This window comes from Micromonospora sp. KC213 (assembly GCF_004348325.1).
In the GTDB taxonomy this organism is placed as follows: Bacteria; Actinomycetota; Actinomycetes; order Mycobacteriales; family Micromonosporaceae; genus Micromonospora.
Window position 1 is genome coordinate 23376 of the sequence record NZ_SMKF01000005.1, and the last position, 24125, is coordinate 47500.

The 24125-nt window shown below is 73.3% G+C and carries 20 protein-coding genes and 2 pseudogenes; 8 read left to right on the forward strand and 14 right to left on the reverse strand.

Translation table 11 applies throughout. From position 1 onward, the window contains the following. The first annotated feature begins 128 nt into the window (after window positions 1-128). Window positions 129-1664 carry a M1 family metallopeptidase gene (locus tag E1166_RS02565; RefSeq protein ID WP_132335432.1) on the forward strand — a complete coding sequence of 512 codons (1536 nt, stop codon included), beginning with the start codon at window positions 129-131 and terminating at the stop codon, window positions 1662-1664. A gap of 93 nt (window positions 1665-1757) precedes the next feature. On the opposite strand, the gene E1166_RS02570 is transcribed toward E1166_RS02565, so the two are convergent. Together E1166_RS02570 and gltB are read right to left on the reverse strand one after the other, a co-directional pair. After that, window positions 1758-3266: a glutamate synthase subunit beta gene (locus E1166_RS02570; RefSeq protein WP_132335434.1), complete on the reverse strand. Its 1509-nt coding sequence runs from the start codon at window positions 3264-3266 to the stop codon at window positions 1758-1760. Then, on the reverse strand, window positions 3259-7914 hold the full coding sequence (gltB, locus tag E1166_RS02575; protein WP_132335436.1) for a glutamate synthase large subunit: 4656 nt from the start codon (window positions 7912-7914) through the stop codon (window positions 3259-3261). Before gltB ends, E1166_RS02570 begins: the two co-directional genes overlap by 8 nt. A gap of 146 nt (window positions 7915-8060) precedes the next feature. On the opposite strand from gltB, the gene E1166_RS02580 reads away from it, so the two are divergent. Further along, on the forward strand, window positions 8061-8903 hold the full coding sequence (locus E1166_RS02580; RefSeq protein WP_132335438.1) for a GNAT family N-acetyltransferase: 843 nt from the start codon (window positions 8061-8063) through the stop codon (window positions 8901-8903). Between the two features lie 22 nt (window positions 8904-8925). On the opposite strand, the gene E1166_RS02585 is transcribed toward E1166_RS02580, so the two are convergent. From E1166_RS02585 to trpC, 5 genes are all read right to left on the reverse strand, one after another. Next, a complete protein-coding gene (locus E1166_RS02585) occupies window positions 8926-10119 on the reverse strand; it encodes an NAD(P)/FAD-dependent oxidoreductase (RefSeq protein WP_132335440.1) in 1194 nt (397 codons plus the stop codon). A gap of 13 nt (window positions 10120-10132) precedes the next feature. Continuing rightward, entirely contained in the window at window positions 10133-11356 is a 1224-nt protein-coding gene (gene lgt, locus E1166_RS02590; protein WP_132335442.1) for a prolipoprotein diacylglyceryl transferase, read from the reverse strand. 398 nt (window positions 11357-11754) lie between these two features. After that, entirely contained in the window at window positions 11755-12558 is an 804-nt protein-coding gene (trpA, locus tag E1166_RS02595) for a tryptophan synthase subunit alpha (RefSeq protein ID WP_132335444.1), read from the reverse strand. Between the two features lie 5 nt (window positions 12559-12563). Then, window positions 12564-13796 carry a tryptophan synthase subunit beta gene (gene trpB / locus E1166_RS02600; RefSeq protein ID WP_132335446.1) on the reverse strand — a complete coding sequence of 411 codons (1233 nt, stop codon included), beginning with the start codon at window positions 13794-13796 and terminating at the stop codon, window positions 12564-12566. A 38-nt stretch (window positions 13797-13834) separates the two neighbouring features. Then, window positions 13835-14638 carry an indole-3-glycerol phosphate synthase TrpC gene (gene trpC / locus E1166_RS02605; protein ID WP_207913957.1) on the reverse strand — a complete coding sequence of 268 codons (804 nt, stop codon included), beginning with the start codon at window positions 14636-14638 and terminating at the stop codon, window positions 13835-13837. 486 nt (window positions 14639-15124) lie between these two features. Between trpC and E1166_RS02610 the strand changes: the two genes are divergently transcribed. Then, window positions 15125-15394, forward strand: coding sequence for a hypothetical protein (locus tag E1166_RS02610; protein WP_132260658.1), 270 nt, complete (start codon window positions 15125-15127; stop codon window positions 15392-15394). On the opposite strand, the gene E1166_RS02615 is transcribed toward E1166_RS02610, so the two are convergent. The 6 genes and pseudogenes from E1166_RS02615 to E1166_RS02635 form a co-directional block, all read right to left on the reverse strand. Then, the gene (locus tag E1166_RS02615; RefSeq protein ID WP_132335450.1) at window positions 15387-15980 is read right to left on the reverse strand and encodes a Trp biosynthesis-associated membrane protein; all 594 of its coding nucleotides are present in this window, start codon (window positions 15978-15980) and stop codon (window positions 15387-15389) included. The two genes, E1166_RS02610 and E1166_RS02615, sit on opposite strands and share 8 nt — an antisense overlap. Continuing rightward, complete coding sequence (locus tag E1166_RS02620) at window positions 15977-17530, reverse strand: anthranilate synthase component I (protein WP_132335452.1); 1554 nt, start codon at window positions 17528-17530, stop codon at window positions 15977-15979. Before E1166_RS02620 ends, E1166_RS02615 begins: the two co-directional genes overlap by 4 nt. Then, window positions 17527-17940 (reverse strand): phosphoribosyl-AMP cyclohydrolase, encoded by a 414-nt coding sequence (gene hisI, locus E1166_RS31735; RefSeq protein WP_132260686.1) that lies wholly within the window; start codon window positions 17938-17940, stop codon window positions 17527-17529. Before hisI ends, E1166_RS02620 begins: the two co-directional genes overlap by 4 nt. Window positions 17941-18108: 168 nt before the next feature. After that, a pseudogene (locus E1166_RS31740) lies at window positions 18109-18864 on the reverse strand (phosphoribosyl-AMP cyclohydrolase); the annotation flags it as partial. Between the two features lie 40 nt (window positions 18865-18904). Then, window positions 18905-19909 carry an aldo/keto reductase gene (locus E1166_RS02630; protein ID WP_132335454.1) on the reverse strand — a complete coding sequence of 335 codons (1005 nt, stop codon included), beginning with the start codon at window positions 19907-19909 and terminating at the stop codon, window positions 18905-18907. Continuing rightward, complete coding sequence (locus E1166_RS02635; protein ID WP_132335456.1) at window positions 19906-20292, reverse strand: MerR family transcriptional regulator; 387 nt, start codon at window positions 20290-20292, stop codon at window positions 19906-19908. The genes E1166_RS02630 and E1166_RS02635 overlap by 4 nt, the downstream gene beginning before the upstream one ends. A gap of 111 nt (window positions 20293-20403) precedes the next feature. Between E1166_RS02635 and E1166_RS02640 the strand changes: the two genes are divergently transcribed. The 5 genes and pseudogenes from E1166_RS02640 to E1166_RS32630 all read left to right on the forward strand — a co-directional run. Next, window positions 20404-21159 carry an ABC transporter ATP-binding protein gene (locus tag E1166_RS02640; RefSeq protein WP_132335458.1) on the forward strand — a complete coding sequence of 252 codons (756 nt, stop codon included), beginning with the start codon at window positions 20404-20406 and terminating at the stop codon, window positions 21157-21159. A gap of 116 nt (window positions 21160-21275) precedes the next feature. Next, complete coding sequence (locus E1166_RS02645) at window positions 21276-22031, forward strand: ABC transporter permease (RefSeq protein WP_132335460.1); 756 nt, start codon at window positions 21276-21278, stop codon at window positions 22029-22031. Next, the gene (locus E1166_RS02650; protein WP_132335462.1) at window positions 22028-22648 is read left to right on the forward strand and encodes a TetR family transcriptional regulator; all 621 of its coding nucleotides are present in this window, start codon (window positions 22028-22030) and stop codon (window positions 22646-22648) included. Before E1166_RS02645 ends, E1166_RS02650 begins: the two co-directional genes overlap by 4 nt. 86 nt (window positions 22649-22734) lie before the next feature. After that, entirely contained in the window at window positions 22735-23139 is a 405-nt protein-coding gene (locus E1166_RS02655; RefSeq protein WP_132335464.1) for a hypothetical protein, read from the forward strand. Window positions 23140-23224: 85 nt separating this feature from the next. Continuing rightward, window positions 23225-23317, forward strand: a pseudogene (locus tag E1166_RS32630) (TetR/AcrR family transcriptional regulator); the annotation flags it as partial. 45 nt (window positions 23318-23362) lie between these two features. Here E1166_RS32630 and E1166_RS02665 read toward each other — a convergent pair. Beyond that, window positions 23363-24118, reverse strand: coding sequence for a DeoR/GlpR family DNA-binding transcription regulator (locus E1166_RS02665; protein ID WP_132335466.1), 756 nt, complete (start codon window positions 24116-24118; stop codon window positions 23363-23365). Between the last annotated feature and the right edge of the window lie 7 nt (window positions 24119-24125).

The window sequence follows — 24125 nt, forward strand, 5'->3', positions numbered from 1 at the left end:
GGCCACGCACCAGCCGACCATCGGCCGGGACGCCGTCCGACCGGGCACCTGACCTGCCGGTACCACCGCGTTCACAAACATCAATTAGGTTGATCACGCGAGCATCCCCGACGGAGGGAGTCCCTTTCGTGCGACGCGTTCTCACGGCGGCCATCGCCGCCCTGACCGTCACCACCGCCGGCGCCCTGGTGGCCGGCAGCCCCGGCCAGGCCGCCGACCGACCCGGTCGGAGCCGGCAGATCCCGGTCACCGCATCCACGCCCGGCAGCCCCGGCCTGGGTGACGGCTACTTCCCGACCTACGGCAACGGCGGGTACGACGTCGACCACTACGACGTCCGCCTGCGCTACGACCCGGCCACCGACCGGCTCACCGGCACCACCACCATCCTGGCGCGGGCCACCCAGGACCTGTCCCGGTTCAACCTGGATTTCCTGCTCGACGTGGAGTCGGTCCGGGTGAACGGCTGGACGGCCCGGTTCACCCGCGACGGCAGCCATGAGTTGGTGGTCACCGCGCCGCGCGGCATCAGCAGAGGCCAGGCGTTGACCATCGTGGTGACGTACTCCGGCGTGCCGTCGGAGACCCTGCTGGACGGCTACACCGGCTGGACCCGCACCGCCGACGGCGCACTGGCCGTCAACGAGCCGGAGTCGGCCTGGTGGTGGTTCCCGGCCAACGACCACCCGCTGGACAAGGCCACCTTCGACATCTCGGTGTCGGTGCCCACCGGTGTCGAGGTGGTCAGCAACGGGGTGCAGCCGCGTCCCGCACTCGCCGAATCCGGCAACCGGGTCCGGTGGAGCTGGCGTACCACCACACCCACCGCCACCTACCTGGCGTTCCTCGCCATCGGCCAGTACGACCTGGTCGCCGACACCGCGCCGAACGGGCAACCGGTGGTCAACGCGTACAGCACCACACTGGGCGAGCTCGCGCCGGCCGCCCGGGCCAGCATCGAGCGCACCGCCGAGATCGTCGACTGGGCCGGCGGGGTCTTCGGGCCGTACCCGTTCGAGGCCCAGGGCGGGGTGGCCGGACCGGTCGACGGCATCGGGTTCGCGCTGGAGACGCAGACCCGGCCGGTGTACGGCCCGGGCTTCTGGCGGCGCGGATCCAACCCGTACGTGGTGGTGCACGAGCAGGCCCACCAGTGGTTCGGCAACTCGGTGTCGGTGGCGCAGTGGCGCGACATCTGGCTGAACGAGGGCCTCGCCACCTACGCCGAGTGGCTGTGGTCCGAGGCACAGGGCGAGGGCACCGCCCAGGAGGTGTTCGACTTCACCTACGCCGCCTATCCGGAGGACTCCGCCTTCTGGCAGGTACTCCCGGGTGACCCCGGCGCCGGCCGCATCTTCCACGACGCGGTCTACGACCGGGGCGCGATGGCGGTGCACCAGTTGCGGCTCGCCGTCGGCGACGAGGCGTTCTTCGCGCTGCTGCCGGCGTGGACCGCCGCGCACCGGCACGGCAACGCCACGATCGCGCAGTTCCAGGCGTTGGCCGAGCGGATCTCCGGCCTGGACCTGGACGATGTCTTCACCACCTGGCTGTTCACTGCCGGCCGTCCGGCCCTACCGACCGCCGCCCGTGCGGCGCTCGCCCCGCAACAGCCGAAGTCATGGACGAAGATCCGCGAGGCGCACCAGGCGCGGCGGCACTGACCGGCGGACGGCCGGCTGTCCGTGCAGCCCAGACAGCGACGGCCCGGTCACCGGCGGTGTGCTCCACCGGCGACCGGGCCGTCAGCGACCGCGTCAGCGTGCGGCGAGCGGCTGCCGGCCGGGATCCACCGGCGCGGGCAACCCGCCAACCCCGCCCAGGTAGGTGTGGATGGCCGCGGCGGCGGCCCGACCCTCGGCGATCGCCCAGACGATCAGCGAGGCGCCCCGGTGCATGTCGCCGGCGACGAAAACGCCGTCGGCGTCGGTCTGCCAGTCCGGGCGTGCGTCCACCGCGCCGCGCGCGTTGCGGGCCACCCCGAACTGCGCCAGCAGCGGCTGTTCCTCGGTGCCCTCGAAGCCGATCGCCAGCAGCACCAGGTCGGCGGGGAGCTCCCGCTCCGAGCCGGGCAGCGGGGTGACGATCCGCCGGCCGTCCCGCTTCTCCACGGTGACCTCGGCGATCCGCACCCCCTTCACCTGGCCGGTGCCGTCGTCGACGAACTCCTGCACCGCCACGGCGAAGACCCGCTCGCCGCCCTCCTCGTGCGCCGGGTAGTTGCGCAGCACCCACGGCCAGGTCGGCCACGGGTCGCGGGCGGCGTCGCGGCTGTGCGGCGGCTCGGGGTACAGGTCGAGCTGGTGCACCCCGGCCGCGCCCTGCCGGTGGGCCACGCCCAGGCAGTCCGCGGCGGTGTCACCACCACCGATGATCACCACATGCTTGCCGGCCGCGTCGATCGGCATGCCGTCGGGCAGCACCGCCAGGGCCGGTCTACCCTCACCGGCCGCGGCGACCACCCGGTTCGAGGCCACCAGGTGCGCCATCGCCTGGTGTACGCCGCGCAGCGCCCGCCCCGGCGTCTCCGGGGTGTCCCGGCCCTGCAACGCGCCACAGGCCAGCAGCACCGCGTCGTGCTCGGCGCGCAGTTGCTCGGCGGTCACGTCGACACCGACGTTCACCCCGGTGCGGAACCGCACCCCCTCGGCGGCCAACTGGGCCAGCCGGGCGTCGATGTGCCGCTTCTCCAGCTTGAAGTCGGGGATGCCGTACCGGAGCAGGCCGCCGATCGCGTCGTCGCGCTCGTACACGGTCACGGCGTGACCGGCGCGGGCGAGTTGCTGCGCGGCGGCGAGCCCGGCCGGGCCGGAGCCGACCACGGCGACCGACCGGCCGGTCGGTGGCGGCACCGGCTGGGGCCGCAGGCCGCCCCGGGCCGCCGCCGCGTCGGCGATCTCCACCTCGACCTGCTTGATGGTGACCGGCTGCTGACCGCCGAGACCGAGCACGCACGCCGCCTCGCACGGCGCAGGGCAGAGCCGACCGGTGAACTCGGGGAAGTTGTTGGTGGCGTGCAGCGACTCCACCGCCGAGTCCCAGTTGCCGGTACGGACCAGGTCGTTCCAGTCCGGGATGCGGTTGCCCAGCGGGCACCCGTCGTGGCAGAACGGGATGCCGCAGTCCATGCAGCGGGTGGCCTGCTCGCGGACCAGTTCCTCACCGGCGGGCGGGTACACCTCCCGCCAGTCCATGATCCGCACCGGCACCGGGCGTCGGGCCGGCAACCGCCGGTCGTAACGCAGGAAACCGTTCGGGTCAGGCACGAGCCACCTCCTGGACCGCCACCCGCGCAGCGGGCAGCACCGGCGCGGCCAGCGCAGACATGACCGCGTCGTCGACGTCACGGCCGGCGGCTTCGGCGGCCTTCATGATCTCCACCACCCGGCGGTAGTCCCGGGGCACCACCGCGGTGAACTCCTCGGCCGCCTCCGGCCAGCGCTTGAGCAGCTCCGCCCCGACGGCCGAGTCGGTCTCCGCCACGTGCCGCTGCACCAGGTCGTGCAGCAGGTCACGCTCGGAGTCGCGTAGCGGGGTCAGATCCACCAGTTCGGTGTTGACCCGCGCGGTGTCCAGCCGCCACACGTACGCGGTGCCACCCGACATGCCGGCGGCGAAGTTGCGGCCGGTCTCGCCGAGCACCACCACCGTGCCGCCGGTCATGTACTCGCAGCCGTGGTCGCCGACCCCCTCGACGACCGCCACCGCGCCGGAGTTGCGCACGGCGAACCGCTCCCCCACCCGGCCACGCAGGAACAACTCACCCGCGGTGGCTCCGTACAGGATGGTGTTGCCGGCGACGATCTGGTCCTCGGCCCGCTGCCCGGTCGGGGCCTCGGGGTCGACGAACGGCGCGGCGGCGTCCGGGCGGACCACGACCCGCCCGCCGGACAGCCCCTTGCCGACGTAGTCGTTGGCGTCTCCGTGCAGCCGCAGTGTCACCCCGCGCGGCAGGAACGCGCCGAAGGACTGCCCGGCGGTGCCGCGCAGCACGAACTCGATGGTGCCGTCGGCCAGTCCGGCACCGCCGAACCGGCGGGTGACCTCGCCACCGAGCATCGCGCCGACGCTGCGGTGCTCGTTGCGCACCGCCACCTCGACCCGGACCGGCGTGCCGTCGCGCAGCGCCGGCTGCGCCAGCGCGATCAGTTCGTTGTCCAACGCCAGCTCCAGGCCGTGGTCCTGGGCGCGCACACCGCGCCGCGCGGCGCCCGCCGGCAGCTCCGGCAGATGCAGTACGCGCGACAGGTCCAGCCCGTGGGCCTTCCAGTGATCGACCGCCGGGGCGACGTCGAGTAGCTCGGTGTGCCCGATCGCCTCCTCGATGCTGCGGAAGCCCAGCTCGGCCAGGTAGCCGCGGACCTCCTCGGCGAGGAAGAGGAAGAAGTTCTCCACGAACTCCGGCTTGCCGGTGAAGCGCTCGCGCAGCACCGGGTTCTGGGTGGCGATGCCGACCGGACAGGTGTCCAGGTGGCAGACCCGCATCATCACGCAGCCCTCGACGATCAGCGGGGCGGTGGCGAAGCCGAACTCCTCGGCGCCGAGCAGCGTCGCGACGAGCACGTCCCGGCCGGTCTTGAGCTGGCCGTCGACCTGCACGGTGACCCGGTCGCGCAGCTTGTTCAGCAGCAGCGTCTGCTGAGCCTCGGCCAATCCCAGCTCCCAGGGGGTGCCGGCGTGCTTGAGCGAGTTCAGCGGCGACGCGCCGGTGCCGCCGTCGTGGCCGGAGATGAGGATGACGTCGGCCTTGAGCTTGGCCACGCCGGCCGCGACGGTGCCCACCCCGGTCTCGCTGACCAGCTTCACGTGCACCCGGGCGGCCGGGTTGACGCACTTGAGGTCGTGCACGAGCTGGGCGAGGTCCTCGATGGAGTAGATGTCGTGGTGCGGCGGCGGGGAGATCAGGCCGACGCCCGGGGTGGCGTGCCGGGTCCGGGCGATCCACGGCCAGACCTTGTTGCCGGGCAGCTGGCCGCCCTCACCGGGCTTGGCGCCCTGGGCCATCTTGATCTGGAGGTCGTCGGCGTTGACCAGGTATTCGCTGGTCACGCCGAACCGGCCGCTGGCGATCTGCTTGACCGAGGAGCGGCGGTTCGGGTCGTACAGGCGCTCGACGTCCTCGCCGCCCTCACCGGTGTTGGACTTGCCGCCGAGGCGGTTCATCGCGATGGCGAGCGTCTCGTGCGCCTCGGCGGAGATCGAGCCGTACGACATGGCGCCGGTGGCGAACCGCTTGACGATCTCGCTGGCCGGCTCCACCTCCTCGATCGGCACCGCCGGCCGGACCCCGGTACGCAGGGTGAACAGACCACGCAGCGAGCCGCCCTTCGCGGCCAGCTCGTCTACCTTCGCCGTGTACTGCCGGAAGACGTCGTACTGGCGGCTGCGGGTGGCGTGCTGGAGCAGGAAGACCGTCTCCGGGTTGAACAGGTGCAGCTCACCCTCGCGGCGCCACTGGTACTCGCCGCCGACCTCCAGCCGGTCGGAGCCGCGCGCGCCCGGCGCCGGCCAGGCCAGCGAGTGCCGGGCCGCGACCTCGGCGTGGATCTCGTGCAGCCCGATGCCGCCGATGGTGCTCGGGGTGCCCCGGAAGTACCGCTCGACCAGGCGGGTGTCCAGGCCGACCGCCTCGAAGACCTGCGCTCCGCAGTACGACGACACCGTCGAGATGCCCATCTTGGACATGATCTTCAGGACGCCCTTGCCGAGCGCCTTGACGTAGTTCCGGATGGCCTTGTCCGGTTCCAGGCCCACCAGTGCGCCGGTGGAGATCATGTCTTCCACCGACTCGAAGGCGAGGTACGGGTTGACCGCCGCCGCGCCGTACCCGATGAGCACGGCCGCGTGGTGCACCTCCCGGCAGTCGCCGGTCTCGACGACCAGCGCCACCTGGGTCCGGGTCTGCTCCCGCACCAGGTGCTGGTGCACGGCGGCGGTGAGCAGCAGCGACGGGATGGGCGCGAGGTCGGCGTTGGAGTCCCGGTCGGACAGGACCAGGATCCGCACGCCGTCCTCGATCGCCTCGGAGACGTGCCGGCAGATCTCGGTCAGCCGGGCCTTGATGCCGGGGCCGCCGTCGCGGATCCGGTACAGCCCGGAGACCCGCACGGCCTTGAAGCCGGGCAGGTCGCCGTCCTCGTCGATGTTGAGGATCTTGGCCAGCTCGTCGTTGTCGATCACCGGGTAGGGCAGCACGATCTGCCGGCAACTCGCCGGGCCGGGATCGAGCAGGTTGCCCTCGGGGCCGATGGTGGACGCCAGGCTGGTCACCAGTTCCTCCCGGATGGCATCCAGCGGCGGGTTGGTGACCTGGGCGAAGAGCTGGTGGAAGTAGTCGTAAAGCAGCCGAGGCCGGGTCGACAGCGGGGATATCGGGGTGTCGGTGCCCATCGAGCCGATCGGCTCGGCGCCGCTGCGGGCCATCGGGGCGAGCAGGATCTTCAGCTCCTCCTCGGTGTAGCCGAAGGTCTGCTGGCGGCGGCGCACCGAGTCGTGGGTGTAGACGACGTGCTCACGCGGCGGCAGGTCGCCCAGCTCGATCAGGCCGGCGTGCAGCCAGTCGGCGTACGGCTCGGCGGCGGCGAGTTCCGTCTTGATCTCGTCGTCCGAGACGATCCGCCCGTTGACCGTGTCGACCAGGAACATCTTGCCCGGCTGGAGGCGGCCCTTGGCGACCACGGCGGCCGGGTCGAGGTCCAGTACGCCCGCCTCGCTGCCCAGCACGACCAGGCCGTCGGCGGTGCGCCACCAGCGGCCCGGGCGCAGCCCGTTGCGGTCCAGCACCGCCCCGACGATCTCACCGTCGGTGAAGGCGACCGAGGCGGGACCGTCCCACGGCTCCATCAGGCTGGCGTGGAAGCGGTAGAAGGCCCGCTTGTCCGCGCGCATGCCCGGGTCGTTCTCCCACGCCTCGGGAATCATCATCAACACCGCGTGCGGCAGGCTCCGCCCGGCCAGGTGCAGCAACTCCAGGACCTCGTCGAAGTTCGCCGAGTCGGAGGCGCCCGGGGTGCAGATCGGGAAGACCCGCCGGATGTTGCCGGGGATCTCGGGACTGCGCAGCAGGGCCTCGCGGGCCTGCATCCAGTTCCGGTTGCCGCGAATGGTGTTGATCTCACCGTTGTGGGCGATGAACCGGTACGGGTGGGCCAGCGGCCAGGACGGGAAGGTGTTGGTGGAGAACCGGGAGTGCACCAGCGCGATGGCGCTCTCCATCCGCTCGTCGGTCAACTCCGGGAAGTACTCCGGAAGCTGGTCGGGGGTGAGCATGCCCTTCCAGGTCATGGTCCGCGACGACAGCGACGGGAAGTACGCCGGCACGCCCCGCTCGGCGGTCTCCCGCTCGGCCTGCTTGCGTACGCAGAAGACCACCCGGTCCAGGTCGAGACCGGTCAGCGGGGTGCCGGCCGGACCGGCCGGGGTGTCGGTGAGCCGGTGCGCGGCGAGGAAGAGCTGCCGGATGCGCGGCATCGCCTGAAGCGCGGTCTCCCCCAGCCCGCCGGGGTTGGTCGGCACGTCCCGCCAGCCGAGCACCTCGGCCCCCTCGACCAGGGCGTACTTCTCGACCACCTGCCGAGCACGCGCCTCGGCGGCGTCGTCGTCGGGCAGGAAGACCAGCCCGGTGGCGTACTGGCCGGCCGGTGGGAGCGGGAACTCCACCACCGCGCGCAGGAAGGCGTCCGGAACCTGGATCATGATCCCCGCGCCGTCGCCCGTGTTGTGCTCCGCGCCTCGCGCGCCCCGGTGGTCCAGGCGGCAGAGCGCGTCAAGGCCGCCAGCCACCACCGCGTGGGAGCGCCGGCCGTACAGGTCCGCGACGAAGGCCACGCCACACGCGTCGTGCTCGTTGGCCGGGTCGTAGAGACCGGCCGGGGACGGGGCCGACTGCGGGCTGTGAGGGTACGGAAAGGCCACCGGGCCTCCTGTCGTCACTCAGGTTGGATCATGGTCGGGACGACGTCGGCCCTCAGCGGTCTATTGAGTCTACGTTAGGGCGACCCATGCAAGGCCAGTGCGGATTGATCACACCGTCCAGAGTCTGGGACGTGTAGTCTCGCGCGGTGGATCCTACCCAGCGCGACCTGTTCGTCCGGTTGGAACGCTTCTACGACGCGGTGCCCAGAGACACCGCCCGTGGCGAGGAACACGGTGCCCTGGTGCTCTTCGTCCGGGACGGGGCCGGCTGGCCGTTCTACGCCCGACCCCGTCTCGACGCCACCGCGCCGCCGTCGCTGGCCGATGTGGTCGCGGTCCGGGAACGGCAGCGGGAACTGGGCCTGCCCGAGTCCTTCGAGTGGGTCCACGAGACCACTCCGGACCTGCTCGCCGTCGCCCGCGCGGCCGGGCTGAACGTCCTGGAGGCGCCGCTGATGGTGCTCGACCCGACCGCGCTGCCCGACCCGGGCACGCTCACCGACGTACCGGTGCGGCTGCTGGACCCCGAGGCACCCGACTTCGCGGCCGACGTGGCCGCCCGGCGCGCGGTGGCCACGGTCGGCTTCGCCGCCGCCGGCACCGCACGCGGTGAGGCCGGCCCGGCCGCCCGTGATGCCGCCGTACCCACGCTCGACGTGAGTGCCCTCGACGAGGAACGGGCCCGGATCGTCGACGGCCGGCGGCTCTCCGCGCTGGCCTGGACCCCCGAGCAGGGCGCCCTCGCCAGCGGCATGGCGATGCGGGTCGGCGACGTGGCCGAGATCGCCGGCGTCGCCACGCTGCCGGCCGCCCGTCACCGGGGCCTGGGCGCGGCGGTCACCGCAACCCTCGCCCGCGCACTGCTCGTCGCCGGCACCGACCTGGTCTTCCTCTCCGCCGGCAGCGAGGACATCGCCCGGGTCTACCTGCGGGTCGGCTTCCGCCGCATCGGCACCGCCTGCATCGCCGAACCCACCGCCCTGATCTGACCCCACCCCGGACGGGTTCGGGTCAGGAGGGGGACGGAGGACGCCACTGGGCGGCGGCGGACGCTGCGCTGGAGAGCAGGCGAGGGCTGATCGTGCCCAGGGCGGCGTCACGGGCCCGCAGGGCCAGCCGACCCCGGGCCTGGAGGACCGCCGACATACGGCGGGTCTGCCGCACCACGGTCGCGGCGCGGGGGCGGCGCAAGCGGTCGTACGCCTGCAGGGCGTCGGGCAGCGTCGACTCGCGCAGCAGCGACGCCAGGGTCGCCGCGTCCTCGAAGGCCAGGCAGGCGCCCTGCCCCAGGTGCGGCGGCATGGCGTGCGCGGCGTCACCGAGCAGCACGACGCCGCCCGGACCGACCGGGAAGCCGTACGCCCGGGGCAGCGGGCGCAGCTCGCGTACCTCCTGCTGGACCAGGTCGTCCGGCTCGGTGGCCTCCAGTAACGCGCCGACGGGGGCCGGCCAGCCGGCGTACCAGCGCCGCAGCAGGGCGAGCTGGGTTTCGGGCGGCTCCGGTCGGGGTGCGCCGGCGGCGGTGGCCACCCAGTAGACGCCGCCCCGGCGGGACGCCCCGGATGACCCGCGCTCCCCCAGCGAGGCGGCGACGAACCGGTAGCCGGCGCCGAGCACCTCCCCGCCGAGCGGTTGGTCGGCCGGGAACCTCGGTGCCCGGTACCAGGGGATCACCGCTCGCCAGGAGGCGGAACCGGAGCTGACGACCGTGGCCTCGGGGGCGAGCCGTCGGCGTACCGCGCTGTCGACGCCGTCCGCGGCGACCACCAAATCGGCCTCGACGAGGTGGCCGCCGGCACCGACCGCCGGACGCTGCCCCGGCCGGACCTGCACGGTGTCCACGGCCACCCCGGTACGCAGCTCCGCCCGGTCGCCGAGGCCGGCGATGAGGGCGTCGTGCAAATCCTCGCGGTGCACCACCACCGGCATCCGGTCCGCCGGAGTGGGCCGCGGCTGCACCAACCAGTGGCCGTCGGGGCGGCGTACCCCGCCGTCGGGCACGGCGGTGGCGATCGCGTCCAGGCCCGCGCCGAGGCCGAGCGCCTGCAGCGCGCGGACCCCGTTGGGCCAGAGCACCACGGCGGTGGGTTCGGGTCGGACCCGGCCCGACCGTTCCAGCAGGGTGACCTGCCAGCCGGAGCGGGCCAGCGCGCCGGCCACCGCCAACCCGCCGAGTCCGGCACCGACCACCACCGCGGTCCGCATCCCCGTCCCCCGCTCAGCGTTCCCGGTCGGCGGGTCCGGCGCCGGCCGTACCCGACGCGCCGTCCCGGTCGGCGGTGGCGGCCGGCATCGCATCGGCGGCGTCCTGGGCCTGCGTCGCCCGGGCTTCGTCCCCGGGGGCCTGCTCATCGGCGTCGGCAGCCGGCGTCCCGAGGTCCGCGGCGTCCGCGCCGGTCGCCGTGGGCGGCGCGGCGGCGGGTTCGTCGGGGACCTCGCCGGTCTCCTGGTACGCCCGGAACTGCTCCTCGCTCACCGTCCGGTATCCCTCGGGCGCGGCAGCCCGCGGGCCGTTCCCGGTGCGGGAGAGGTCGACCTGGGAGACGTCTCCGCCGGGCGGCGGGGCCACGACGGGGACGCCCACCGGGACCAAGTACTCGCGGGGGCCACGCACCCGCAGGAAGTAGATCAGCGCGCCGAGAAACACCAGGGCGGCGGTCCACACGTTGATCCGGGCCCCGAGGATGCGGTTCGCCTCGTCGGTACGCATGATCTCGATCCAGAAGCGACCGGCGGTGTAGCCCATCACGTACAGCGCGAAGGCCCGACCCTTGCCCAGTTTGAATCGGCGGTCCAGGACGAAGACCAGGGCGGCGACGCCGATGTTCCAGATCGCCTCGTAGAGGAAGGTCGGGTGGTAGAGCCCGGGCAGCAGGATCGGCTGCCCGGCGTCGTCGCGCAGCGCGTGGCCGGGGTTGACCGGGTCCATCTTGTGGATCTCCAGGCCCCAGGGCAGCGTGGTCCGGCCACCGTAGAGCTCGTTGTTGAACCAGTTGCCGAGCCGGCCGACGGCCTGTGCCAGCGGCAGGCCGGGGGCGAGCGCATCGGCCACCACGGTGAGCGGGAGGCCCAACTGGCGGGCGGCGATCCAGGCGCCGACCGCGCCACCGGCGACCGCGCCCCAGATACCGAGACCGCCTTCCCAGATGGCGAACGCCTTCAGCGGCTCACCGCCGGCGCCGAAATACTTCTCCGGCGAGGTGATCACGTGGTAGATCCGGGCCCCGACGATGCCGAACGGGACGGCCCAGACCGCGATGTCGAGCACCGCGCCGGGGGCCACCCCGCGTTGACGCAACCGGCGCTCGGTGACCCAGCAGGCCACCACAATGCCGAGGATGATGCAGAGCGCGTACGCCCGGATCGGCACCGGTCCGAGCTGCCACACGGCGGTGGTCGGGCTCGGCAGGGCCGCCTGCGGGACGGTCGAGGCGAGGGTCACGGCTGCACAGGCTACCGTTGCGGACCGCCACCGCGGCACCCCGGTCCGCACCGATCCGCGCGCCGATCGGTCCGACGTCGGCCCGACGCCCCACGCCTGGGCCTACCGTCCACCGGTCCCATGCCCGACGCCTTCACCCAATCTCCACGCGGCCAGCGCCAGATGCGCTGTCCCCGTCCATGGTCAACTCGGCCTGCGGCACCTCGCGGTGTCCACGGCCCGAGAGACCGCAAGGTGCCGCAAACGGGAGCCGATCAATGGCACGGCAGGCTCGATCAGGCGGCACGGACAGGATCGTCTCGTCGGGCGCGGACCGGGCCGGGCTGGTGGTCGCCGGACGCCGCCGACGCGGACCGGACGCGGCCGGGCCGACACGCGCGCCGAGGGGGCGTGGTGGGTCAGCGGACGGGGTTGCGGACGCCGTCGGCAAGCTCGGCGCTGAGGGTACGCAGGGCGGCCAGCCCGTCCGTCAGATCCGCGGCGTCGAGCAGACAGCGGATCAGGGCGCTGCCCACGATGACACCGTCGGCGTACCCGGCGACGGCGGCGGCCTGGGCGCCGGTGCCGACCCCGAGGCCGACCCCGACCGGCAGGTCGGTGACCTCACGGACCCGGGAGACCAGCACCGGTGCGGCCTGCGACGTCTGTGCCCGGGCTCCGGTCACCCCCATGATGGCGGTGGCGTAGACGAAGCCCCGGCAGTGCGCGGTGGTCATCCGTACCCGGGCGTCGGTCGACGACGGCGAGACCAGGAACGTGCGGTCCAGGCCGTACGCGTCCGAGGCGGCCAGCCACTCGCCGGCCTCCTCGGGGATGAGGTCGGGGGTGATCAGACCGGTGCCACCGGCGGCGGCCAGGTCGCGGGCGAAGGCGTCGACGCCGTACTGCTCGATGGGGTTCCAGTAGGTCATGGTGACCACCGGGGCGCCGGTGGCCGCGACCGCCTCGATGATGCGCAAGGTGTCCGCGGTGCGGACGCCACCGGCGAGAGCGATGTCGCTGGCCTTCTGGATCACCGGGCCGTCCATCACCGGGTCGGAGTAGGGAATCTCCACCTCGATGACGTCCACACCCGACTCCACCATCGCGGTCATCGCGGCGATGCTGCCCTCGACGGTCGGGAAGCCGGCCGGCATGCAGCCGACCAGCAGGCCCCGCCCGTCGGCACGGGCCTTGTCGAAGGCCACCCCGATCCGGCTCACGCTCGTCACTCCTTGTCGAGGATGTCGAAGTACTCGCCGGCGGTGTGCACGTCCTTGTCGCCCCGCCCGGAGAGGTTGACCACGATGACCGGCTCCCGGCCCAGCTCGGCGGCGAGCTGCGGGGCGATCTTCAGGGCACCGGCGAGCGCGTGCGAACTCTCGATCGCCGGGATGATCCCCTCGGTGCGGCAGAGCAGCTCGAAGGCGGCCATCGCCTCGGCGTCGGTCACCGGCAGGTAACGGGCCCGGCCGCTGTCGTGCAGCCAGGCGTGCTCGGGGCCGACACCCGGGTAGTCCAGGCCGGCGGAGATCGAGTGCGACTCGATCGTCTGGCCGTCTTCGTTCTGGAGCACGTACGTGCGGGTGCCGTGCAACACCCCCGAGCTGCCGCCGGTGATGCTGGCCGCGTGCCGGCCGGTCTCCATCCCCTCGCCGCCGGCCTCGAAGCCGTAGAGCCGCACGCCCGTGTCGGGAACGAAGGCGTGGAAGATGCCCAGCGCGTTGGAGCCACCGCCGACGCACGCCGCGACCGCGTCCGGCAGCGCGCCGGTCAGGTCGAGACACTGCTGGCGGGCCTCGACGCCGATCCCCCGGACGAAGTCGCGGACCATCTCCGGGAACGGGTGCGGACCGGCGGCGGTGCCGATCAGGTAGTGGGTGTCGTCGACGTTGGCGACCCAGTCGCGCATCGCCTCGTTCATCGCGTCCTTGAGGGTCCGCGATCCGGTGGTCACCGGGATCACCGTGGCGCCCAGCATCCGCATCCGGGCCACGTTGAGCGCCTGCCGCCGGGTGTCGACCTCGCCCATGTAGACGACGCATTCGAGGTCGAACAGGGCGGCGGCGGTGGCGGTGGCCACCCCGTGCTGTCCGGCGCCGGTCTCGGCGATCACCCGCTTCTTGCCCATCCGCCTGGTGAGCAGCGCCTGGCCCAGCACGTTGCGCACCTTGTGCGCCCCGGTGTGGTTGAGGTCCTCCCGCTTGAGCAGGACCCGCGCGCCGGCCTTCGCCGAGAACCGCCGCGCGGAGTAGAGCAGCGACGGGCCGCCCGCGTAGCCGCGCAGCAGGGCGTCGAACTCGGCGAGGAAGTCCTCGTCGGCCATCGCCTTGCGGTACGCCGCGTCCAGCTCGTCCAGCGCCGCGACCAGCGCCTCCGGCACGAACCGGCCGCCGTACCGACCGAAGTGACCGGCGGCGTCGGGAACCTGCCCGGGCGGGGTCGAGGTGTCGGTGCTCATCGCGGTGTCCTCTCGGTGCGGGGGGAACTGCGGACGGCTCAGCGCACCGGGCGCGGCGTGGCCGGGTGGTTCCCGGCGTTGACCAGCTCGGCGACCGCCTCCCGGGGGCTCTTCTGGGTGACCAGGCCCTCCCCGACGAGGACGGCGTCGGCGCCGGCCGAGGCGTACCGGATCAGGTCGTGCGGGCCCCGCACCCCCGACTCGGCGATCTTGACCACGTTGCTGGGCAGGCCGGGCGCGATCCGTTCGAAGACGGCCCGGTCGACCTCCAAGGTACGCAGATCCCGGGCGTTGACCCCGATCACCTGCGCGCCGGCCTCCAGTGCCCGGTCGGCCTCCTCCTCGGTGTGCACCTCGACCAGTGCGCACATGCCGAGCGACTCGATCCGCTCCAGCAGCCCGACCAACGCGTTCTGCTCCAACGCCGCGACGATCAGCAGCACCAGGTCGGCACCGTGCGCGCGGGCCTCGTGCACCTGGTAGCTGGAGACGACGAAGTCCTTGCGCAGCACCGGCACCTGCACGGCGGCCCGGACGGCGGCGAGGTCGTCGAGCGAGCCGCCGAACCAGCGCCCCTCGGTCAGCACGCTGATCGCGCGGGCGCCGCCGGCGGCGTACTGGCCGGCGAGGTCGGCCGGGTCGGCGATCTCGGCCAGCCGGCCCTTGGACGGCGAGGAGCGCTTGACCTCGGCGATCACCGCCACGCCGGGCTTGCGCAGGGCGGCGTACGCGTCCAGCGGCGGCGGTGCCGCGGCGGCCAGCTCACGGATCCGCTCCAGCGGAACCTGCGCCTGTCGCCGCGCCACGTCCTCGCGGACGCCGGTCAGGATCTCGTCGAGCACGCTTCCGGACGTTGCCCGGCCGGGCCCGTCCCCTTCCGCGTGCGCATGGTCTGCAGTCACCAACGGACTCCCCTCTCCGGGTGTCATGGGCCGATGCTAGGTGGCGTCACCTGGCCGCACGTGCCGGGGGTATGGCGCTCCTCACGAAATGGGCTGTGGCATGATGGCCGACTTCCGGTGAACACGATGTCACGCAGCGCCACCGGGACGATCGACGCAGGTCATCCGGTGAGCCTGCCTGCCGCCGCTCAAGCCATCGATTGAAGCCCATGGACCATGACAGCACACTGGTGCGGGTCCCGCAGCACGGCGACGGCAGTCGATGGTGTGACCAAGCTCAAGGACGAACGGACCTACCGGGGACGGCCGTGCCGTTGGACAGTTGATCTGCCCGTCACCACGGCGAAACGTGTACCGGGCAGCCTGGATTCGGGCAGACTCGTGAGGCGGGCCTGCCGACCGTCGGACTTCTCGTGCGGAGTGACCATGAGCACTACGGGACCGAATTCCACCCTCGGCTTCACGACCATCTCCCGGACCGTCGCCTCCCTCGCAGTCGGGGTGGTGCACACCCTCGAACGCGCGGTCGTCGGTGACGGCCGGGTGCGCACCGCCCGGGGCAACGCCTGGGAGGCGGTCTGCGCCGACCGGGCCCGCGCCGACCAGCGCGCCGAACTCGACCGGCTCGTCGCCGAACTGGCCGCCGCCCGTGCCGCGGCCCGGGAGCGCCACGAGCTGCGGCAGCCGGTCAGCTGACCGTCGGGTCCTCACCCCGGTCGAGCGCGTCCCACGTTTCCCGGGTGCTGCGCTGTGCGGCCGGCCGCCCGTCGGGCGTCGGCTCGGGGCGGGGCCGGCGCTCGTAGCGGGCACCCATCGCGGGCCAGCGGTCGCCGCGCCACGCGGCCAACCCGCCGCCGGCCGCCGCGAGCAGCCCGCCGAGCAGGCACAGCGCCGGCCACTGCCGGCTGAGCTCGCCGACGAAGCCGGCGGTCAGCCCGTAGCCGCCGCCGGCCGCCACGGCCAGGCCGAGCAGGGCCAGCAGTACGCCGAGCAGCCGCCGGACCCGCCCCCGGGTGGCCAGCACCGCACCGCCGCCGGCCAGCTCGACCAGGGCCAGCGCGGACAGCCAGGGCAGCAGCTGTGCGCCGGAACGGTCCTGCCGGATCGGCGGCAGGCCGCCCCGGGCGGTCACCTCCACCGCCCAGGTGCGGGTCGCCGCCCAGACGGCCAGGCCCGCGCCGGCCAGGCAGAGCAGCACCGCGTACGCCAACTCGCGCCGCCCCCGGACGGTCGGCGCGCCGCCGCTCGGCGCGGGTGTCGCGGCGTCTCCGGTTGCGCTCACCGGGCCGGCCGCAGGGTCTCGGCGGCGGCGATGGCGGCGAGCACCGCGGCGGCCTTGTTCCGGGTCTCCTGCTCCTCCGCGGCTGGGTCGGAGTCGGCCACCACACCGGCCCCGGCCTGCACATACGCCCGACCATCGCGGATCAGCGCGGTGCGGATGGCGATCGCCATGTCGAGGTCGCCACCGAAGCCGAAGTAGCCGACGGTGCCACCGTAGATGCCACGCCGGACCGGCTCCAGTTCCTCGATGATCTCCATGGCGCGGACCTTCGGGGCACCGGACAGGGTGCCGGCGGGGAAGGTGGCGGCGAGGGCGTCGAAGGCGGTGCGGTCCTCGCGCAGCGTGCCCACCACCGTGGAGACGATGTGCATGACGTGGCTGTACCGCTCGATGGTGGCGAACTCCGGCACCTGCACCGTCCCCGGACGGCAGACCCGTCCCAGGTCGTTGCGGCCCAGGTCGACCAGCATCACGTGCTCGGCGCGTTCCTTCGGGTCGGCCAGCAGCTCGACGGCGAGCTGGGCGTCGGCGTCCGGGGTGGCGCCCCGGGGCCGGGTGCCGGCGATCGGGTGCAGCAGGGCCTGCCGCTCACCGTCCGGGCCGGCGCTGACCTTGAGGTGCGCCTCCGGCGAGGAGCCGACGATGTCGAAGCCGTCGAAGCGCAGCAGGTACATGTAGGGGCTGGGGTTGGTGGTGCGCAGCACCCGGTAGACGTCCAGCGGGTCGGCGTGGGTGTCCCGCTCGAACCGCTGGGCCAACACGATCTGGAAGCACTCCCCGGCCCGGATCGCCTCCTTGGCCTCCTCGACCGCCTTGAGGTAGCCCCCGTCGGGAGTCCGGCTGACCACCGCGTCCGTCGCCGGGCGGTCGACCGTGGAGATCATCGGTGGTATCGGTCGGGACAGTGCGGTGGTCACCGCGTCCAACCGCCCCACCGCGTGGTGGTAGGCCGCCACGACCTGCGCGTCCCGGTCGGGGGCGTCGGCCGGGGGCAGCACCGCGTTGGCGACCAGGATCGCCGAGCCGTCGTAGTGGTCCAGCACCACCAGGTCGGTGGCGAGCATCATGCCCAGCTCCGGCAGGCCGAGGTCGTCCTCGGTCAACTCGGGCAGCCGTTCGAAGCGCCGGACGAGGTCGTACCCGAGGTAGCCGACCATGCCGCCGGTCAGCGGCGGCAGGCCCGCGGCCAGATCCTGGGCCGGGCCGGCGAGTGCCGCGACGGTCTCCCGCAGCACGGCCACCGGGTCGCCGGAGGCCGGCACGCCGGCCGGCGGGTGGCCCGTCCAGACGGCGACCCCGTCCCGCTCGACCAGGGTGGCGCTGCTGCGTACCCCGATGAAGGAGTAGCGGGACCAGGCCGTGCCGGCCGACCCGACGCCCTGTTCGGCGGACTCCAGCAGGAACGTGCCGGGGCCGCCGGCGAGTTTGCGGTAGACACCGACCGGGGTCTCCGCGTCGGCCAACAGCCGTCGGGTGACCGGCACCACCCGCCAGCGGGTGGCCAACTCGGCGAAGACGCCCGGGTCGGGGTGGATCGTGCCGTCGGTCATGAGGAGGCTCCTTCGGCGCTGACCGGCAGTTCGGTGAAGAAGCACGTGCGGTTGCCGGTGTGGCAGGCCGCTCCGACCTGGTCGACGCTGACCAGCAGCGCGTCGCCGTCGCAGTCCAGGGCGACCGAGCGGACGTACTGGTGGTGGCCGGAGGTGGCCCCCTTGACCCAGTATTCCTGCCGGCTGCGCGACCAGTAGGTGGCCCGGCCGGTGGTCAGCGTGCGGTGCAGCGCCTCGTCGTCCATCCAGGCGACCATCAGCACCTCGCCGGTGTCGTGCTGGCGCACCACCGCGGCCACCAGGCCGTCGGGGGTGCGGCGCAGCCGGGCGGCGACGGCCGGGTCGAGGCGGGAGGGGCGAGCCGCGCCGGCGGGGACTCCGCCGGTCACGGGAGACTCGGGTACAGGCACAGTCCGCCATTCTCCCGCACGCGGTGTGGGCAGCTGCGGGCCGTCCCCGACCTGACGGGCCGCCCGGCCGAGCTGGGCGACGTAGCGGTCCAGCCGGCCGTCGGCGAGCGCGGCGGCCAGGTCGGCACCGGCGACCTCGGCGATCCGGCCGGCGTACGGGCGGATCAGCGGGACGACCCCCGCGACCAGGCGGGCGGCGGCGGTGGCGAGCCGGCCGGTGGCGCCGGGGTGCAGCCCGAGGCAGAGCAGCATGTCCTCGCGGTAGCCGGGTGGGGCGACCGGCAGGGTGAGGGCGGCGGCGAAGGCGGCACGGCGGGAGACCACCCGGACCCCGGGGTTGGCCAGCCGCAGCACCGAGGGGCAGAGCCGGGCCAGGTCGGCGGCGGCCAGCCGGACCCCGAACGGGTCCGCGGCGGCCCGGGCGGAGGCCACCTTGCCGAGGGTGGCGACCAGTTCCTCCAGCCGGGGCTGGTCGGCGGGCTGGCAGAGCACCGGCAGGTCGATCCGGGACCGCCAGTCGTCCTCGGCCCAGAGCAGTCGGGCGGGGGTGGCCACCGGCAGGCCGAACGCCCAGTCGGCCGGCTCCCCGAGCCGGTCGACCCAGGAGCGGACGTCCCGGGCGGAGACCGAGACGTGCACGAGCCGTCCGTCCAACTCGGCGAGGTACGCCTGCCGGGCGGCGTACGGCGCGGCGGTGTGACCCGCCGCGCCGGGCCGGTGCGGGGCGGGGCGATCGTCGACGAGCACGTCGAGGTCGACGTCGCTGTGCGCGGTGGCGGCGCGGCGGGCATGGCTGCCCCGGAGCAGGATGCCGACCACGGGTCGCTCGGCGGTGGCACGGAGCCGGTTCGTCCAATGGGCGAGGAAGGAGCTTTCCGACGGCCCGTGATCCACTTCGCCATCCTGCCGCACGGCGAAACACACCGCAATGCCCGTTGACGGACACCCTGTCCGACTCCGAAGGCTAGTGCCCGACCGTTCGCATTCCTGCCTCCGGGTACCTTTCGCCGGCGATAGCCTCGGCGGGCACCGCTGCGCGCAACCGGGCCTGCTGCTCGTCGGTGAGCCGCAGGTCGGCCGCCGCCACGTTCTCCTCCAGCCAACGCACCCGCTTGGTGCCCGGGATGGGCAGGATGTCCTCACCCTGGGCCAGCAGCCAGGCCAGTGCCGCCTGGGCGGGGGTGCAGCCGATTTCCCCGGCCACCTCGCGGACCGCCGCCACGAGCCGGAGGTTGGCCTCGATGTTGCCCTCGGCGAACCTCGGGACACCGGCTCGCCAGTCGTCGGCGGCGAGTTGGTCCCGGCCCGTGATCGCGCCGGTGAGCAGCCCTCGCCCGACCGGCGAGTACGCCACCAGGGCCACCCCCAGTTCCCGGCAGGTGTCCAGCATCTCCCCCTCCACCTCGCGGGTGAACAGGGAATACTCCATCTGCACCGCCGCGATCGGGTGCACGGCGTGCGCGGCACGCAGGGTGGCCGGGCTGATCTCCGACAGGCCGAGCAGCCGCACCTTGCCGGCCCGGACGAGGTCGGCCATGGCGTCCACGGTCTCCTCGATCGGCGTGGCCGGGTCGCGCCGGTGCAGGTAGTACAGGTCGATGCGGTCCACCCCGAGCCGGTCCAGCGAGGCGTCGCACGCCTCACGGGCCCAGGCGGCACTGCTGTCGACGTACGCGCCGGGGGCGGAGGTGCCGCCGGAGCCGTCGCCGCGGAAACGGTTGCCGAACTTGGTGGCCAGGAAGACCTCGTCACGGCGAGCCTGCACGACCGGGGCGAGCAGCCGCTCGTTTGCCCCCGCGCCGTACATGTCAGCGGTATCGAGGTGGTCGACGCCCAGGTCGAGGGCGCGGTGCAGGGTACGGGTCGACTCGGCGTCGTCGCGGCCGGCATAGCCGAAGCTCATGCCCATGCAGCCCAGCCCGATGGCGGAAACCTCGGGCCCACCGGCCCCCATCCGTCGGCGGATCATCGCCCCTCCTCGGCCCTGCGGTAATTGTCGATCTTGAAGTCCAGCACCTTCAGGTCCTCCTCCAGTTCGGCCATCCGGGCCAGTACCCGGTCCCGGTGCGCCTCGAACAGCGCCCGTCGCGCACCCAGCGTCCGGTCCCCCAGCCGGGCCAGCTCGGCGTACCGGCGCATGTCGCGCACCGGCATCCCGGTCCGGCGCAGCCGGGTGAGCAGGACCAGCCAGCGCAGGTCCGCGTCGCCGTACCGACGACGGCCGGCGGAGTCCCGACCCACCGGGGCGACCAGGCCCTCCTGCTCGTACCAGCGCAACGTGTAGGTGGTCAGGCCGACCCGGGCCGCCGCCTCACCGACGGACAGCCCTCGTTCCCGTGCAGCGATGTCCACGGCTACCAAGGCTTCCAGTTCGAGTGCCCTCGAAGTCAACCCGTTGCGGGCGTCCAGTGAATTCATCTAGTGTTGAGTTCAACGGATGATGAATTTATCTGGAGGTGAACGGTGGAGGACGCGATCGCGATCCGCGACCTGGTCGTCAACCGAGGCCGACGACGGGTGCTGCACGGCATCAGCTGCGCGGTGCCGCGCGGCTCGGTGACCGGGCTGCTCGGTCCCAGCGGCAGCGGCAAGACGACCCTGCTGCGCGCGGTGGTCGGGGTGCAGGTCATCGGCGGCGGGAGCGTGACAGTGCTGGGCCAGCCGGCCGGCGCGACACCGCTGCGGCACCAGGTCGGCTACCTGACCCAGGCGCCGAGCGTGTACGGCGATCTGACCGTGCGGGAGAACGCCCGCTACTTCGCGGCCCTGCACGGCCGGCGGGCAGCCGACGCCGACCAGGCCGTGGCCGACGTCGGGTTGGGCACGGCGGCCCACCAACTCGTCGGCACCCTCTCCGGCGGGCAACGCAGCCGTGCCTCACTGGCGTGCGTCCTGGTCGGCGAGCCGGAGGTGATCGTCCTCGACGAGCCGACCGTCGGGCAGGATCCGGTCCTGCGCGCCGAACTGTGGGCCCGGTTCCACGCGCTGGCCGCCGCCGGCACGACCCTGCTGGTCTCCAGCCACGTGATGGACGAGGCAGCCCGCTGCGACCGGTTGCTGCTGATCCGGCAGGGCCGGCTGGTCGCCGACGACACCCCGGACGCGGTCCGCGCCCGCACCGGCGTCGACGACCTGGAGGAGGCGTTCCTGCGGTTGATCCGCGCGAACGAGGCCCGGGAAGGGCAGGCACCCCCGCCGCGGGTGGAGGAGGCACCGTGAGCGCGAGGAGTGAGCCGATCCTGCGAGCCCCGCAGCCGCGAACCGAAGGAGGCACCGTGAGCGCGAGGAGTGAGCCGATCCTGCGAGCCCCGCAGCCGCGAACCGAAGGAGGCACCGTGAACCCGAGGATCCTGACCGCCACCACCGGGCGCATCCTGCGCCAACTGCGCCACGACCGGCGCACCGTGGCGCTGCTCGTGGTGGTGCCGACCGCGCTGTTGACCCTGGTCTACTTCATGTACGTCGACCAACCGACCCCGCCCGGGCAGCCATCGTTCTTCGACCGGGTGGCCCTGGTGATGCTCGGCTTCTTCCCGTTCGTCATCATGTTCCTGGTGACCAGCATCGCGATGCTCCGCGAACGCACCAGCGGGACACTGGAGCGCCTGCTCACCACCCCGTTGGGCAAGCTCGACCTGCTCTTCGGCTACGGCATCGCCTTCGGCCTGGCCGGCGCGGCACAGGCGGCGATCGCCTCGGCCGCGGCGTACTGGCTGTTCGACCTGGACACCGCGGGCAACGCCTGGCTGGTGGTCCTGATCGCCGCGGTGAACGCGGTGCTGGCGGTCGCGCTCGGTCTGCTGTGCAGCGCCTTCGCCCGTACCGAGTTCCAGGCGGTGCAGTTCATGCCGGTGGTGGTGCTGCCGCAGATGCTGCTCTGCGGGCTGTTCGTGCCGCGTGGGGAGATGGCCGGCTGGCTCCAGGCGGTCAGCGACGCGCTGCCCCTGTCGTACGCGGTCGAGGCGCTGCAGGAGGTCGGCGCGCACGCCGAACCGACCGGCACGATGTGGCGGGACGTGGCGATCGTGGCCGGCACCGCCGTGGTGGCCCTGGTGCTGGCGGCGGCGACCCTGCGGCGGCGCAGCGGATGAGTCCGCGACGTTCGGGCCGGCGCCCCGGCAACCCGGACACCCGGGAGGTGATCCTCGCGGCGGCCCGCACGACCTTCGCCGAGCGCGGATTCGACGCGGCCTCCATCCGGGTGATCGCGGCGGCCGCGGGCGTCGACCCGGCGTTGGTGCACCACTACTTCGGCACCAAGGAGCAGCTCTTCCGGGCCACCATCGACATCTCGGTGGACCCGGCGGAGCTGCTGCCCGCCGTGCTGTCCGGTGACCGGGACACCGTGGGTGAACGGCTGGTGCGGATGTTCCTCACGGTGTGGGACTCGCCGGCCGGCGCGGCAGCGGTGGCCCTGCTCCGTTCGGCGGTCGCCAACGAGTGGACCGCCCGGCTGCTGCGCGAGTTCCTGGTCACCCAGGTGCTGCGCCGGGTGCTCGACCAGCTCGCGATCGACCCGGCCGAGCTGCCGCTGCGCGGCTCGCTGGTGGCCTCCCAGATGATCGGACTGGCCATGATGCGCTACGTCGTCCGGTTGGAGCCGGTCGCCTCCGCCGCCCCGGAGGCACTGGTCGCGGCGGTGGGCCCCACGGTGCAGCGCTATCTCACCGGCGAGCTGGCGGATCCGCCGGGCGGCCGTCGCGCCTGAGGGCCGGCGGCGTTGTGGCGACCGTCTACCGTGACGACGCCGCGGCCGGCGCGGATCGGTCAACGGGTACGCAGGCGGGAGGCCAGATGGGAAGCAGCAGGTTCGCCGTGGTGGGCGTGGTGGGCGTCGTGCTGGTGGGCGGCACGGCGTGCGGCAGCGAGGGCGACGCCGGGCGGGAGTACGCCGACAAGCTGACCCGGGCTGGCTTCACCTCGGTGACGGTGTCCCCGGAGGTGAAGAAGTCCCTGCGGAAGAACCGTGAGCGCCGCAGCACCGTCGCCTACACCTTCGCGTGGCGGGTCAACACCGACACCGACCCGGCGACCTGCGAGGTCGTCCTGCGGCATCCGGCGTACAACGACCGGTCGCTGCGTGGTGACCACTGGCAAATCGAGGAGGTCGACGACCGGGACGTCGACGGCTGGGGCGGCGACAGCCCGGATCCGGCGACGGTCGAGCGGTTGCTGCGCGAGCACCACTACGACTGCTGACCCGGCGGGCCGGGGGCTCAGCCGACCGACGGCCACCCTGGTCCGCGCCGCCAGGCCCGCACTGGAAGACCACCCGGCGCAGCAGGCGATCGGGCTGGTGGCGCTCGTCGAAGGGCTCGACACGCTCAGCGCGGTCGACCCGAAGACGTACCCGGTAGCGGCGCAACGGGCGGCCGTGCGGCGGGCATTCGGTGGACCACAACAACGCCAGATGACCCGCACATCAGGCATGGACGATCGGGACGCCGCCCTCCACGAGCCGCCGCAGGGTGTCGTCCTCCGGCGGCGCGTCGCTGATGATGCCCTCGACGGCGGTCAGCGGAAGGACCGCGAAGCGCGACGCCGCGCCGATCTTTTCCGCGCTCGCCAGCACGTAGGTGTCGGCCGCCCGCTGGGCGAGTGCCCGTTTCATCGCGGCCTCGTCAGCGTCACCGGTGGTCAGGCCGGCATCGGGGTGGACCCCGGTGACGCCGAGCAGGAACAGGTCCGCGTTGACCGCCTGCGCGGCCTCCACTGCGGCGGCGCCGCAGGCGACCACCGAGTGCTTGAAGAGCCGACCACCGAGCAGGTACACCTCGACATTCGGGTGCTCGGCGAGCGCGGCACCCACCGTGGGACTGTGGGTGACCACGGTGGCCCGCAGCGCGGCGGGCAGGATACGGGCGACCGCGAGGGCGGTGGTGCCGCCGTCGACGATGACCGTTGTGCCGGGCTGGATCAGCGCGGCGGCGGCGGCGGCGACCCGCCCCTTGGAGTCCACCCCAACCTGGCGGCGGGTCGGGTAGTCGGCCACCGCCGGGGAGGCTGGTAACGCGCCGCCGTACACCCGTTGACACAGCCCCATCGCGGCCAGGTCGCGCAGGTCGCGGCGGATTGTGTCCTCCGAGGTGCCGAGTTCGGTCGCGATGTCCTTGGCGACGACCCGCCGGTCCCGGCGCAACCGGTCCAGCAGGAGGTCACGACGTTGCGCAGCCAGCATGCACGTT